This window comes from Candidatus Baltobacteraceae bacterium, assembly GCA_036559195.1.
Taxonomy (GTDB): domain Bacteria; phylum Vulcanimicrobiota; class Vulcanimicrobiia; order Vulcanimicrobiales; family Vulcanimicrobiaceae; genus JALYTZ01.
Map to the genome: position 1 here is coordinate 61,609 of DATBTN010000001.1, position 14,015 is coordinate 75,623.

Genomic DNA, 14,015 nt, shown 5'->3' on the forward strand with positions numbered 1-14,015 from the left:
TACCGATAACCCTCAAAGATTAGCAATGAGGGAACTGCGACCGAACGAGAGTCCGAGCAACGTCACCGAGCTCGAGCGGCTTTTCGAAATTACCCGCGACGTACTGAGCGCCGAGAGTCTTGATGCGGCGCTCTATTCGCTCGCCCGCGGCGTGCACGAACTCTTCGGTTTCCGCTGGGTGAGCATGGTCGCCGCCGACGAGCCGGACGGGCAGCTGCGCCGCCGCGTGGTCTTTGGCTATAGCGAAGAGGTCGTTCGCGAGCGGCTCGGCGAGCCGGTGGAACGCGCCGAATTGGAACGGCTGCTCGCGAGTGCGACGCGGTTCTTCGACGATTGCTATTTCTTCCCGGCCGAGACCGAGGTTCACTGGGAGCAGTCGATCTATACCGGCATCCAGCCCAATCACGCCGTTCGCCAGTTTCCCAACCAGTGGCTCGAACGCGACGCGATGCTGCTCGCCTTGCACGATCGCGACGGCCGCATGATCGGCTACATGTCGCCCGACGGCCCGGCCAACGGGAAGATCCCCGACACGCTTACGCTGCGCGCGATGCAAGTCTTCGTAAATCTGATGGGCCTGGCGCTTGCGAACGCGCGTTCGCAGAATCGCCTGCAATACGAAGCGACGCACGACACGCTCACCAACCTGCCGAATCGCTCGGTCTTCTCCGCGCGGCTCGCGCAGTCGCTCGCCGAGGTGCGCGAAGATCCGAGCATCCAGTACGCGGTGCTGTTTCTCGATCTCGATGAATTCAAAGCGATTAACGATTCGCTCGGACATCTGGCGGGCGATCGCGTGCTGGTCGAGGCCGCGAATCGTCTGCGGCGCATCGCGGGCGACAGCCACGTCGTCGCGCGTTTGGGCGGCGACGAATTTGCCGTGCTCATCACCGATGCGACGCCCGAACGGCTCGACCGAATCGGCGAGGCGATCGAAGACTCGCTGCGGCGTCCGCACGCGTTGATGGGCCGCACGCTCGACATGACCGCGAGCATCGGTATCGCGCCGATGCTGCCGCGCTACGAATCGATCGACGACGTCCTGCGCGACGCCGACACCGCCATGTACCGTGCGAAAGCCCTCGGCCGCGCGCGCCGCATTTACTTTACCGAAGCGATGCACGAAGAGGCCGCGCGGCGGCTCGCGCTGCGCTCCAATCTGCGCCGCGCGATCGAGGAGCGGCAATTCTCGCTGGTTTATCAGCCGATCGTTTCGTTCGAAAACCGCCGCATCGTGAGTGTGGAAGCGCTGCTGCGTTGGAATCTTCCCGACGGAAGCACGCTCGGGCCCGCCGAGTTTTTACCGTTGGCCGAAGAGTTGGGTTTGATGGTTCCGGTCGGGCGATTCGTACTCAACGCCGCCTGCGCGCAACTGGCGCAATGGAAGCGCGCGATTCCCGGATTGCATCTCGGGCTCAACGTGAATCTCTCCGTGCAGGAAGTGCTTCATCCCGGATTGCCGGAGTTTTTGAGCAAATTGTTTTCCGACTACGGACTCGCTCCGGGGCAACTCTCGCTCGAGATCACCGAAACGTCGATTCTCGAAAGCGAACGCTACGAGGGCGGCGTGCTGCAGCGGCTCAAGGCGACCGGCGTCGAGCTGTGCATCGACGATTTCGGAACCGGATATTCGTCGCTGCGCTACATTCAAGAGTTTCCGATCGATTGGTTCAAGATCGATCAATCGTTCATCATCGATTTGCCCGACGGCCGAACGAGCCGCTCGATCGTGGAGATGCTCGTGCGGTTGGGAGCGGCTTGCGGTCTCTGCGTGGTCGCCGAAGGTATCGAAACGATCGCGCAGTCCGACGCCTTGCGCGAACTCGGCTGCCAGTACGGACAAGGCTATCATTTCGCGCGGCCGCTTCCGCCCCACGACTTGCTCGCCGCGCTGCACGCCGATCTTTCGGCAGCGGGCGCGCCGCTCTAACTGCGCCGGCGGTAGACGCGGCCGAACGCCTTCTGCGCCGTCAGTTCGAACGCCGGGTCCAGATCGATCGAAGCGCGCCCTTCGGGCGTGTGATACGCGATAAAGAGCCGGTCGCGAGGCGAACGTGTCTGCACGATGCGCGCCACGGTACGCGCGAGCGTTGCCGCTCCAAACGGATTGTAAAGAAAGACGACGAGGTCGCCGGGCGGATACGCAAACTCCGCTGCGTTCGCGCGCGCGAGGCGCACGTCGCGGCAACGCAGGCCGTCGCGTTTGCGCCAAACGGCGAGATTCTCGGCGGCAATTTCGTGGAGCGCCGGCGAAACTTCGACGCCGACGATCGCGCGAAACGGCCGCAGCGTGGCGAGCATCACCGCGCGCCCCATGCCCGAACCGGCATCGACGAACGTGTAGCCGTCGTACGGCTGCGGCACGGCGGCCAGCAGAACGTCGAAGTCGGCGATCGGTACCGGCTCGTAATGCGTGGCGTCCGCCATCGCGTCGCCGATCGCTTCGGGATCGAGTTCGCCGAGAAAGAGCAGCGCTTCGGTGGTGACGCCGTTCTCCGCGTCGAACCGTTGCCCGTTGCGCCTGCCGCTCATCCATCGTACGTTCCGCGCCCGCACGTGAAACGCCGTTACAAAGAAGGCGACTGGTTCGCCGTGCCGTTAGCGGCGGGTCGCGAGGCCGTCGGCATCATCGCACGAGCCGACCGCTCGCGTCTCTACGGGTACTTTTTTGCCTCCGAACGTCGCGAACCGGCCGATGCGTTTTGGCGTGGGTTTTTCCGCGGCGACGGACTCGAAGACGCGCGCTGGCGCCGGCTTTCCCGGCTCGACGGCTTTACGCGCGAGCGTTGGCCCTTGCCGCCGGGGCCGGCCGCTTCGTTCGAAGCGATTCCCGACGCGCGCTTCGAGCCGGCCGCGTTAATCGAGCGCCGTCTGCGCGGCGTGGCCGACGCGTTAGCGATCCGCGAAGTGCGCTCGCCGCTGGACCGAACGCGCTTCGAGAGCGCGAGTCCCGCCGTTCGTCTGCAATACAGCGAGCCGCTCGACGAGGCCGATCTCGACGCCCTCGCGCGCGCCGTGCGAGCGCGCCCGCAGTCCGGGCTGCGCGTTCACGGCTTCCGGCGGCACGCCTTCGACCCGGCGCAACTCGCGCGATTCGCAGCCGTGCGCCATTTGCACCTCGACGTCGCTCTGCCGTCGTTCGACGTGCTCGGCGCGCTCGCGCCGCACCTCGAATCGCTCGTCGTCGGCCCGCGCGCCGGCGCGGCGTTCGATCCGCCGCCGCTGCCGCGCTTGCGGGCGCTCGAACTGCACGGCGCGGCACTCTCTCGCGCCGCGCTTCGGCGCCTTCCGTCGCTGCGCGCGTTGACGCTCGTCGATTCGCCGCTGCGCGATCTGGGGGCGCTCGCCGGAGCGGAACTCGAGCGGCTCATCGTGCGCTACGGCGACTGCGACGATGTAGCGGCGATCGTCGACTGTGCGAACCTGCGCGAGCTGGATCTGCGCGGTCTGCGCGGAGTTCGCTCGTTGCCGCCGCTCGGCGGTTTGGCTCGGCTGCAAACGTTGGCGATAGCGCACCTGCCGAACGTCACGGACTTGCGCCCGGTGGTCGAATCCTCGACGCTGGCCCGGATCGAAATCGATGCGATGGCGCATCTGGCAGTGAACGATCTCTACGTTTTGCGCGAGCTGCGAGCGCTCGCAAGCGCGGAGATCGATATCGGCGGCCGGCGCAAGAATCGCGAGGTCTATCGCGCGCTCGGACTCGGGCCCGGCGGTCGCAACCCGGCGCCCCAAAGGTCCCCGGCGCCCGCTCCGTGAACCCTCGCCGCATATCGGAAGGGCTCGCGTTACGTGATGGGGCCGCCGGTGAGAAGAAGTTTTTGAGAGCGCTGGAGCTCGCTAGAGTACCCGCTCGAGAGTGACCGCAGGAGGCTTCATCGGATGAAGCCGGCCAGCCCGGGACGTTCTCGCGGAGGAGTTCGACGGCCGAAGCCAGGGCCTCAACCTGAAAAGGGTTAGGTAGAAATTTGTCAACGGAGATCCTCATCTCGAGCGATCCCTGGGAGAACCGGGTCGCTATTATCGAGGGCGGAGTGCTCTCGGAGATCTACATCGAGCGCGAAGAAAAGGTCATCGGCTCGATCTACAAGGGAAAAGTTCAGAACGTGCTGCCCGGCATGGGCGCGAGCTTCGTCGATATCGGTCTGGGACGCAACGCGTTTCTCTACGTCGACGACATCAATAAGACGCCGCTCAATATCGGCGACGTCGAGATCACGCAAGGCCGAACCGGTTGGACCATCAACGAGAAGGTCAATCGCGGCGACGACGTCCTCGTGCAGATCGTCAAAGAGCCGCGCGGCCTCAAAGGCGCGCGCATCAGCACGAACATCTCGCTGCCGGGCCGCTATCTCATCTTGATGCCGACCGGAAAATACTCCGGCGTCTCGCGTAAGATCGAGTCCGCCGACGAGCGCAACCGGCTCAAAGCGGTCATGAAGCGCATCCGTCCCGAAGGCATGGCCACCGTGGTCCGCACGGCCGCCGCCGGCGTGAGCGAAGCGGAACTCATCGCCGATCTCGGCGTGCTCATCCGCATGTGGCACGGGATTCTCGAAACCTTCAAGCGAGCGGCTTCGCCCGCGCTCTTGCACAAAGACATGAACCTCGTCTATAAAGCCGCGCGCGATTTCGTGACGGCCGACGTCGACAAGGTGCTCATCGACAACGAGAGCGAGTACAAGAAGGTCCGCGACTTTTTGCAGTTGCTGGGACCGCAGTATCTCGACCGTTTGGAATATTACAACTCGGGGCGCTCGCTCTTCAAAGATTACAAGATCGACGAAGAGCTGATGAAGTTGATGCGCTCGAAGGTCAACCTGCCGTCGGGCGGCTCGATCGTGATCGAGACGACCGAAGCGCTCACCGTGATCGACGTCAACTCCGGAAAATTCACCGGCGGCAAGAATCTCGAAGACACGATCGTTAAAACGAACATCGAGGCGGCAGCGGAGATCGCCCGCCAGGTGCGGCTGCGCGATATCGGCGGAATTATCGTCTGCGATTTCATCGACATGTCTTCGGAGTCGTCGCGAAATAAAGTGATCGCAACCCTCGAGGGCGGCCTGCGTAAAGATCGTACGCGCGCGACCATTCAATCGTTTAGCAATCTGGGTCTGCTCGAATTCACGCGCAAACGCGTCGGTAAGGATCTCGGCGCGCAGCTGCGCGGCGCGTGCCCGACGTGCAGCGGCGTCGGCTCGGTCATGTCGTCGCAATCGATCGCGATCGAGACGCTGCGCAAGATTCGCGCCGAAGGCGAGCACGATCACAAGCACCCGATTCTCGTCGAAGCCTCGCCTTACGTTGCCGCGCAGCTCGACTTCTGGTACGAAGACGAGACCGAAGAACTCGGCAAGGAGCTGCAATCGCCGATCCACGTTCGCGTCGATCCGGCACTGCATCCCGAGAAGACGCGCGTGCGCGCGATCGCCGATTTCAATAAGGCCGACGGCACGCTGCGCGTGGGCGACGAGCACGAGGTCGAACTGCTCGGCGGCCGCCTTCCCAACGCCAACTCGGCGGCAGCCGTTCTCGACGGCCGCATCGTGGAAGTTGAAAATGCCGCGAACATGAGCGGCCAAACCGTGCGCATCAAACTCATCGACGTCGAGGACGACTTCGCCCTGGGCGAACTTGCGTCGTCGGCGGCGATCGTTTCGGGCGATGCCAAGAAGCGCCGCCGCCGCGGACGCGGCGGACGCAAGACCGAGTTGACCGCAACCGAACAGACGCGCCAGTTGCGCGAATTGGCGGAAGAGGCGGCGAAGGTCGTTCGGCCGCCGATCGGCATCACGACCGTGACCGAGGAAGAGGAGCAAACCGTCAAGGTGCTCCGTCAAGAAGCCAAGGCCGAGCACGAGCCCGGTGCGATCGTCATCGATCGCGAGGGCGCCGAAGCCGAGGGCGGCGACGCTCATCGCAAACGCCGCCGGCGCCGCAGGCGCGGACGCGGACGCGGCGTGGCGGGCGAGGAGACGATGCAGGCGGGTATTCCGCCGCAGAGTGCCGCCGCGCAACTCGATGCAGCCGACGAGGACGAGGACGAACAGTCCGAAGCCGAAGGCGAACCCGCGGCGGCCGCTCCGTCCAACGGTGCGTTCGTTCCGCACGAAGCCCCCGATGGCGAGGGCGGACATCGCCGTCGCCGCCGTCGCCGGCGCCGCGGGCGCGGCGGCCGGGGAGCGGGCGAGGGAGCGCCGGGCGGCACGACGCCGGTTGCGGAGCCGGGTCCCGTCTCGCCCGATCGTCACATCTTTCGCGTGAGTGCCGACGGCAATGCGGAACCCACGGGTCAGACCGCACCTCGCGAACCCTCGCGGGCGATCGCGCCGTGGAACCGTCGCGTGCAGCCGCCGGCAGTCGAAGCGCCGCCGCCGCATCTGCGCGCTCCGGAGGACGACGTCAAGCCCACCAAGCCGGCCCGACGCCGGAGCCCGGCGAGCCCGGCTCCCAAGCTCGGCGGCGAGTTGGCATCGCCGAAACTCACCGCGCTTCCCGCCGGGACCGCCGCGAAACCCAAACGGGTACCGCGCGCGAAGACCGCGCCCGAGCCGGTTAGCGAGGCGAAACCGTCGACCCGCGTCGCTCGCAAAAAGCCCGCCGCCCCGGCTCCGGCCGCGGAGGCGAAGCCCAAGCGCGCCGCCGCGCCGGCGAAAAAGGTCGCACCGGCACCCGTAAAATCGACTGCGCGCGCGAAGAAGGCACCCGCGGCCGCAGCGAAACCGGCGGTCAAAAAGGTCGCTTCGACGCGTAAGACAAGCTCGTCGAAGAGCCCGGTTCGCAAGAAGAAAAGCTAGGACTCGGCTTGGCCGAGTCCTCCAGCGACGGCGGTCGCCTCGAGCGTCCGCCGCCGCGTCTTGCGGTCTTCGTCGATTACGATGGGACGATTACCGATCGCGACACGTTCGACGTGCTCGTGCGCCAGAGCAGTTCGCCCGAGCAATGGGCGATGCAGGAATCGCACCTGCACGACGGCAGCATGAGTCTGCGCGACGTGCTCGCGGCGCAAGCGCGATCGATCCGCGGTACGATCGAACAAGCCGACGCGCTGCTCGCCCGCACGACGACCTTCGATCCAGCCTTCGCTGCGTTCGCGCGGCGCTGCGAGTTCGCCGGCATCCCGCTCGTCGTCTTGAGTTCGGGCGTACAAGCGCTGATCGAACGCGCGCTACAGCGCAACGGACTCGGGCATCTCCCGGTTCTCGCAAACTCGGTCGTGGCGCGGAGCGACGGATGGTGCATGCACTTTCGCGACGCTTCTGACAACGGTCATGACAAGGCGGCTGCGGTTCGAGCCGCACGCGCCGATGGCACGACCGTGGTTTTTGCCGGCGATGGGTATTCGGATTTTGCCGCCGCGCGCGAGGCGGATCGCCGTTTCGCCAAACGCGGCCGGGCCCTCGAGGGCTACCTACGAAAAAACGGCGTCGGGTTTACGCCGTTCGTTTCGTTTGCCGAGATCGCCGTCGCGCTCTTCGGCTAGTTGTTGGTGCCGCCGTTACTCGCCGGCGCCGTTCCCATGTGGGCGAGTTTGTCGTCGAGGAAATTGACCGCTCGCGACAACTGCGCGTCTTTGCCCACCACGCCGTAACGATCGGTCTTGCTCTCCGCCACCGTGATGTCCGGTGCGATGCCGAGATGATTGATGTCGCGGTTGTGCGGCGTCAGATAGCGCGCCGTCGTGATCTTGATGGCGGACCCGTCGGGCAGCGGCCAGATATTCTGCACGACGCCTTTACCGAAGGTCTTCGTACCGATGATCGTGCCGACGCCGTCGTCTTGAATGGCGCCCGAGGTGATCTCCGAGGCCGATGCGGTGTGGCCGTTTACGAGCACCGCAAGCGGGAGCGGGCTGATCGCGGTGTTGTTCGCTTCGAGCGTCGTGATTTGCGACGCGCGCGATTCGACCGAGACGATCGGACCGCTCGGAATGAATTTCGAACTCACGTCGACCGCCGCGTTGAGGTAGCCGCCGCCGTTATCGCGAAGATCCATGACGATCGCGCGCGCGCCCTGCTGCTGCAGGCGATCGAGCGCCGTCGTGAGTTCGCTGCCGGTATCGCGGCCGAAGACCGTGAGCGCGACGTATCCGATCTTTCCGGGGAGCATCTTTTCATAAACAGAGAGTTCGTGAACGGTCGCGCGGGTCACCAGAATCGGCGACGGCAGCGCCTTGCCGTCGCGTACGATCGTCAGCGCGACTTTGGTACCCGCCAAGCCGCGCAGTTTCGACGAAGCTTTGTCCAGCTTCATGCCGTGCGTCGACGCACCGTCGATCGCCGTGATGAGGTCGTCTTGTTGAATTCCGGCTTTGTCGGCGGGCCCGTTAGGGACCACGTTGCTCACGTTGATGTACTTGGTTTGATCGTCGGCTTGGATGACGATACCGGTGCCGGAGAACGATCCGCCGTCGAGGCCCGAGTTGAGTGCGGCGTATTCTTTCGGCGTGAGAAATACGGTATAGCGATCGTGCACCGACCCGAGCATGCCGGCGATCGCGGCGTAACTGAGGAGATGCGCGCTGATTTTCGATCCGGCCGCGCGCGACGCGAGTTCGACTTCGCGGTCGACCGCGTGCGCGTTCTGCGTCGCGCTTGCGGTCGCACCGATCGCCGGCAGCGACGCGCGTACGCCCGCCGTGCTTAAGGCTTTCGAGAGCCCGGTGCGGGCTCCGTCGACGATCGACTGCGGGTCGGTCTTCTTATAAAATTCGTTGGTTAGGCGCGCGTAGCTGACCCCGATCTGCTCGGCGTCGAGCGGCGACAGGCCGCTCGTGGCTGCCGCGTTCGCGGCCGGAAGCTGCGCGACTCCAACGAGGAGCGCACCGGTGAGCAAGAGAGAAGCCAGACGATTCATATCCTACCTAACGAACGGCTTTCGCCAAACGTGCCTTGGCCGCAGCCAGCTGCTTGTCGCGAGGGGTATCGATGATCCCCGGATCGGGATCTTGAGCGACGACGATATCGGGCACGATGCCCTTGTGTTGGATGTCCCGCCCGAGCGGCGTAACGTAGCGTGCCGTCGTGATTTTGAGCGCGCCTTCGTCGGGCATTTTGTAGATGCTCTGCACAACGCCCTTGCCGAAGGTCTTGGTGCCGACGAGCGTGCCGATCTTGTAATCTTGAATCGCACCCGAGGTGATTTCGGATGCAGAAGCCGTGTAGCCGTTGACGAGTACGACCAGCGGCGCGAGCCCCGCGATGCTCGTTCCGAGCGCGTCGCTCTCGTCGCGATCGCCGTCGCGGTTGATCGTCGAAACGATCGCGCCGTGCGGAATGAAGAAACTCGAGATCTTCACGGCGGCATCCAGCAATCCGCCGCCGTTGTCGCGCAGATCGAGAATGTAGCCCTTCGCATGGTGAGCCTTGCCGTCGAGGAGCGCTTTACGAACTTCGTCGGCCGAGGTTTCGCCGAAGTCGGAGAGGCGAATGTAGTCGTAGCCCCCCTCCATCTTGGCATGGACCGTCGGTACGTGGATAATTTGGCGCGTGATCGTGAAGGTTTGAAATCGTTTCGTGCGCCACATGTGCGCGCGCAGGCTGACCGGCGTACCTTCCGGACCGCGAATGAGCCGCTCCACGCGGTCGAGCGTGAGGCCCTTGATCGGCTTTGCATCCACCGAATCGAGAATCTCGCCGGGTTTCATGCCGACGTGCGCCGCCGGCAAGCCTTCGATGGGCTGCAGCAAGACTTCGCCGTCGCGCAATTGATTGATGTAGACGCCGATGCCGCCGAAGTTGCCGCCGTCGAGCGATTCGTTCAGACTCGCGATCTCTTGCGGCGAAAGATAGACCGTGTACGGATCGCTCAACGACGATAGCATGCCGCGCATCGCCGCTTGGGTAAGTTGGGTGTCGCCGCTCTTGCCGAGCCGCTTGCCGTAGTGACCCTGCGCGTAGGCGAGAACGCTATCGAGTTTCTGCGAGTCCGCGAGTTGGTCGCCGCTGGCCTGCTCGGCGGGCAGCGTCGCGTGCGTCACGCGGGCGGTCTTTAAATACGCGAGTATACCGGAGCGTTCGCCGCGCAGCAGCGTCTGGGAGTTGACCGGCTTATAGTAGACCCGTTCGACCTGACGATAGGCTAACGTCACTAGATGCGCGTCGAGCATCTGCGGGCTCAAGAGGCCCTGCAGATCGCCTCCGCGCAAGGCCGTGCCAACGAACCCGGCGGGCGTGTCGAGCCGGCCGGCCGCAGCGTTCGCTCCACGATAGCCGAGATAGAGCGCGCCCGCGAAAGCGGCGGCGGCGATGACGAGCGCGGCGAGAAGCGCGCGGTAGCGAAGTGGCACTGGCGGAATGCGTCCCTTCCAAAAAAGACCGTTTGGTAGCCGTTACATACCCAGAATCGGCCACCGAGGCTGGTGAAGCGGCTTTCGCCGAATCCGCCCACTACCCAGCCTATAAACGCAGGCTGAACAATGGCTGAACGCCGGTTACCTCGATCGGCGAGGCAGCCGGGCTATTTTCGGCGTTTGTCCTTGACGAAGACCGACCCGCCGATCGACTTGGCGAAGCGCTTGAGTTCGGCGGCCGCCTCGCCCACCTGAGCGTAGTTCGTGAGTTCGCGCTGGTCGCTCGAGATGATGGCGATCGAGAGCGACATGATCGGAAAGCGGTTGAGCGTACCGCGCCGGTCGCGCGTTTCGATGTAGCCTTGGCGCAGGTCGCGATCGTTATAGAGTTTGCGGATCGCGCGATCGAAGTCGTCGATGATCTCGCGCGCGATCTCCTCGGCGCGATCGGGCATCGTGACGATGATGAAGTCGTCGCCGCCGATGTGTCCCACGAAATCGCGCGTCGTTCCGCGGCGATGCGCGACATCCACCGTCGTCGAGGCGAGCAGGACGATCGCTTCGTCGCCGTGCGTGAACCCGTAGGCATCGTTGAACGCTTTAAAATTGTCGAGGTCTTCGTAGAGCACGGCGAACGGTTCGCGACCCTCGATGCGACGCCGTATCTCGGCTTCGATCGCCAGATTGCCGGGCAGCCGCGTCAACGGCGAGAGCGAGGAGTCGACTTCTACGCGACGGATTTTGGCGCGCACGCGCGCGAGTAGTTCTGCCGGCCCGAACGGCTTGGTCATGTAGTCGTCGGCGCCCGCGTCGAACCCGATCACCTTATCGTCGATCTCGGATTTGGCCGTAAGCATGATGATCGGCACGTGGCCGTTGACGGGATGCCGGCGAATGCGGCGCGCCGTTTCGTAGCCATCGAGCACGGGCATCATCACGTCGAGCAGTACGAGATCGGGCCGCGCGCCGTCGAGAAGCTCGAGTGCCTCGGCTCCGTTCGCGGCGGTGATGACCGCGTAGCCGGCGATCTCGAGATTCGTCGTGATGATCTTACGCAAGTTGCGGTCGTCATCAACGACGAGAATCTGGCGACCCTCCGCATCGGAGTGGGTCACGCGCGCACCGGGAACGTCAGGGTAAACGTCGTTCCCGAATCGGGAATGCTGCGCACGTCGATCGTGCCGCCGTGCGCGCGCACGAGTGCGTGGACGATGAAAAGGCCGAGCCCGCTCCCGCCGACCGATGCGGTGAGTTCCGAATCGACGCGATAGAAGCGATCGAAAATATACGGCAGATGCTCGTCGGGAATGCCGACGCCTTCGTCGCGGATGTCGACGACCGTGCGCTCGGCGCTGGCGGTCGCCGCGATCGTGACCTTTCCGCCGGCGGGCGAGTATTTTAGCGCGTTTTCGATAATGTTTCTGAAGATGTCGTGCAGGCGCTCGGGATCGCCGGAGATCGTCACCCCGGCGGTGTGGCGCGCGACGCTGTGGCGTTGCGCGTCGAAGGCGATCTCGGAAAAGATGCGATTTAAGATCGTGTCGAGCGCGATTTCGACGCGTCGTCGCAGCAGCTGTTCGGCGTTGACGCGAGTCACCAGGAGCATGTCGTCGATCAGGCGCGAGAGCCGGTCGGCCTGCTGTTCGATGATCGCCAGAAATTCCTCGCGCTGTCCGTCGTAGAGTTCGGGGTTGGCGCGCAGCGTTGCCGTGTAGGCCTTGATCGCCGACAGCGGCGTCTTCAATTCGTGCGAGACCGTCGAGACCAACTCGTTTTTGAGCTGCTCGATCTCCCGCACTTTGCGTACGGGCGCGAAGCTAACGAGCCAACCGTCGATCTGCTGATCGCGCGAGAGAGAGACGATTCGCCCGCGGACGGCGATCGGATGCGCCTGCGTGTCGCGCACCGTGAATCCGACGGTTCGGACGTCGGTGTGGAGTTCGTTCGTAAAGAGCGTCGCCGCCGGCCCTTCGATCAGATCGTCGATGGATCGGCCCACCATACTGGGAGCCGAATAGCCCGTTAAAGACTCGGCAGCGTAGTTAAAGCGGGCGATGCACCCCTGCGAGTCTACTTCGACGATGCAGTCGCTCGCGCAGCGCGCGAGCGTCTCGTAGAGCGACTTAAATGTCAGCAGCTCGTCGGCGAGATCGCGGTTTATGCCCGCAGGTAGCGTCCGACCGATATCCATGATGCGATGATTCCCATCGCGCCGCCGACGGCGAGCAGTTCGAGAATGAGTGAGGAGACGTCGACGCGCACCACGTCGCCGGCGGAGAGCCACGGAAGCGCTGCCAAGAGTTTCGGCAAGAGCGAGACGCGCAAGAGCGCGAGGACGCCGATCGCCACGATCGAACCGAGCGCGCCGTCGAGAAACCCTTCGCAGATGAACGGCAGACGGATGTACATGTTGGTCGCACCGACCAACTGCATGATGCCGATCTCGCGGCGGCGCGCGAAGACCGTCAAGCGAATCGTGTTCGAGATGATGATGCCCGCCACGAGAACGAACACGAGGATTACGCCGACGCCGATCCGGCGGCCGACGTCGGCGAGCTGCAGCAAGCGGGTGACGATGCGCTGACCGTAATCGACGTAGGCCACGCCGGGCAGCTTCTCGATGTGCGCGGCGACGGCCGGTACGAGTTCGGGCGAGCGCACGCGCACGCGCAGTTTATCGGGCAGCGGATTTTCGGTCAGCATCGAGGTATCGATTTGGCCTTTGAATCGCGCGCGCAATTCGCGCAGGCCCAAACGCTTGGGAATGAACTGCACCGCTAGGACGCGATCGTCTTTGGCGAGCGCGGTCCGCACGGCGCCCTCTTGCGCGACGGTGGCGTTGGCCGGGTAGTAGACGGAGATCACGATCTGATCGAGCTGCTGCGCGCCCAGATGTGCCAGCGTCGCCCGCACGTACAAAAAAACGCCGAGAATGACGATGGTGACGGCGACGGTTCCGATCGCCGTAATCTGCATTCCGGCGTTGCGCGTGAAGTTGCGAAAGACCTCACCCAGAAAGAACTTGATCTTGCCCCAGTCCAAGGAAATAATACCCTCGCTCTTCGTCGGTGACGATGCGCCCGTTTTCCAAGCGGACGACGCGCCGGCGCATCCGGTCGACGACGGCTTGATTGTGCGTGGCGACGACCACGGTCGTGCCTTTGACGTTGATCCGAAGCAGCAGCTCCATGATCTCGGTCGTGTTGGATGGATCTAAGTTGCCGGTCGGCTCGTCGCAGAGCAGAATCTTCGGATTGTTGACGAGCGCCCGCGCGATCGCCGCGCGCTGCTGCTCGCCCCCGGAGAGTTCGCCCGGATACATCCGGCTCTTGTGCGAGAGCCCGACCAAGTCGAGTGCCCGAGGTACCTGCCGCTTGATATCTTTGGTGTGCGCGCCGGTCACTTGCAGCGCGAACGCGACGTTCTCCCAGACCGTCTTGTCGGTGAGCAGCTTGAAGTCTTGAAAGACGACGCCGAGGTGGCGGCGCAACGCCGGGATGCGGCCGCTGCGCAGGTGATCGACGCGGATGCCGTCGACGGTGATGTCGCCGCTCGAGGGCTTCATCTCGCGATACAACAGCCGAAGAAGTGAAGACTTCCCGGTTCCCGAGTGACCGACGAGGAAAACGAAGTCGCCCTTGCCGATCTCGAGATCGATGCCGTCGAGGGCCCGCACTCCATTGCCATAGACGAGGGAGACGCCGCGTAGTGAGATCATCGC

11 protein-coding genes are annotated in these 14,015 nt (G+C 64.2%); 4 read left to right on the top strand and 7 right to left on the bottom strand.

Annotation, left to right across the window (positions count from 1 at the left end; genetic code table 11):
- Nucleotides 1-25 precede the first annotated feature (25 nt).
- Nucleotides 26-1,930 carry an EAL domain-containing protein gene (locus tag VIG32_00305; protein HEY8296452.1) on the top strand — a complete coding sequence of 635 codons (1,905 nt, stop codon included), beginning with the start codon at nucleotides 26-28 and terminating at the stop codon, nucleotides 1,928-1,930.
- On the opposite strand, the gene VIG32_00310 is transcribed toward VIG32_00305, so the two are convergent.
- On the bottom strand, nucleotides 1,927-2,532 hold the full coding sequence (locus VIG32_00310) for a class I SAM-dependent methyltransferase (GenBank protein HEY8296453.1): 606 nt from the start codon (nucleotides 2,530-2,532) through the stop codon (nucleotides 1,927-1,929). The genes VIG32_00305 and VIG32_00310 overlap by 4 nt on opposite strands.
- 24 nt (nucleotides 2,533-2,556) lie before the next feature.
- On the opposite strand from VIG32_00310, the gene VIG32_00315 reads away from it, so the two are divergent.
- The 3 genes from VIG32_00315 (at nucleotide 2,557) to VIG32_00325 (ending at nucleotide 7,486) form a co-directional block, all read left to right on the top strand.
- Nucleotides 2,557-3,759, top strand: coding sequence for a hypothetical protein (locus VIG32_00315; protein ID HEY8296454.1), 1,203 nt, complete (start codon nucleotides 2,557-2,559; stop codon nucleotides 3,757-3,759).
- Between the two features lie 209 nt (nucleotides 3,760-3,968).
- Nucleotides 3,969-6,800 carry an Rne/Rng family ribonuclease gene (locus tag VIG32_00320; protein HEY8296455.1) on the top strand — a complete coding sequence of 944 codons (2,832 nt, stop codon included), beginning with the start codon at nucleotides 3,969-3,971 and terminating at the stop codon, nucleotides 6,798-6,800.
- An 8-nt stretch (nucleotides 6,801-6,808) separates the two neighbouring features.
- On the top strand, nucleotides 6,809-7,486 hold the full coding sequence (locus tag VIG32_00325; protein HEY8296456.1) for an HAD-IB family phosphatase: 678 nt from the start codon (nucleotides 6,809-6,811) through the stop codon (nucleotides 7,484-7,486).
- Here the strand turns inward: VIG32_00325 and VIG32_00330 are convergent.
- From VIG32_00330 to ftsE, 6 genes are all read right to left on the bottom strand, one after another.
- Nucleotides 7,483-8,859, bottom strand: coding sequence for a S41 family peptidase (locus VIG32_00330; GenBank protein ID HEY8296457.1), 1,377 nt, complete (start codon nucleotides 8,857-8,859; stop codon nucleotides 7,483-7,485). The genes VIG32_00325 and VIG32_00330 overlap by 4 nt on opposite strands.
- Nucleotides 8,860-8,866: 7 nt before the next feature.
- Nucleotides 8,867-10,291 carry a S41 family peptidase gene (locus tag VIG32_00335; protein HEY8296458.1) on the bottom strand — a complete coding sequence of 475 codons (1,425 nt, stop codon included), beginning with the start codon at nucleotides 10,289-10,291 and terminating at the stop codon, nucleotides 8,867-8,869.
- Between the two features lie 170 nt (nucleotides 10,292-10,461).
- A complete protein-coding gene (locus VIG32_00340) occupies nucleotides 10,462-11,409 on the bottom strand; it encodes a response regulator (GenBank protein ID HEY8296459.1) in 948 nt (315 codons plus the stop codon).
- Nucleotides 11,406-12,485: a PAS domain-containing sensor histidine kinase gene (locus VIG32_00345; protein ID HEY8296460.1), complete on the bottom strand. Its 1,080-nt coding sequence runs from the start codon at nucleotides 12,483-12,485 to the stop codon at nucleotides 11,406-11,408. Before VIG32_00345 ends, VIG32_00340 begins: the two co-directional genes overlap by 4 nt.
- Nucleotides 12,452-13,336 (bottom strand): permease-like cell division protein FtsX, encoded by an 885-nt coding sequence (gene ftsX / locus VIG32_00350; protein HEY8296461.1) that lies wholly within the window; start codon nucleotides 13,334-13,336, stop codon nucleotides 12,452-12,454. Before ftsX ends, VIG32_00345 begins: the two co-directional genes overlap by 34 nt.
- Complete coding sequence (ftsE, locus tag VIG32_00355; GenBank protein ID HEY8296462.1) at nucleotides 13,302-14,012, bottom strand: cell division ATP-binding protein FtsE; 711 nt, start codon at nucleotides 14,010-14,012, stop codon at nucleotides 13,302-13,304. The genes ftsX and ftsE overlap by 35 nt, the downstream gene beginning before the upstream one ends.
- Nucleotides 14,013-14,015 lie beyond the last annotated feature (3 nt).

Excerpts from the sequence above, each read along its gene's own strand:
- ftsE (HEY8296462.1), bottom strand. The coding sequence starts at position 14,012 with ATGATCTCACTACGCGGCGTCTCCCTCGTCTATGGCAATGGAGTGCGG.
- VIG32_00305 (HEY8296452.1), top strand. The coding sequence starts at position 26 with ATGAGGGAACTGCGACCGAACGAGAGTCCGAGCAACGTCACCGAGCTC.
- VIG32_00310 (HEY8296453.1), bottom strand. The coding sequence starts at position 2,532 with ATGAGCGGCAGGCGCAACGGGCAACGGTTCGACGCGGAGAACGGCGTC.
- VIG32_00345 (HEY8296460.1), bottom strand. The coding sequence starts at position 12,485 with ATGGATATCGGTCGGACGCTACCTGCGGGCATAAACCGCGATCTCGCC.
- VIG32_00330 (HEY8296457.1), bottom strand. The coding sequence starts at position 8,859 with ATGAATCGTCTGGCTTCTCTCTTGCTCACCGGTGCGCTCCTCGTTGGA.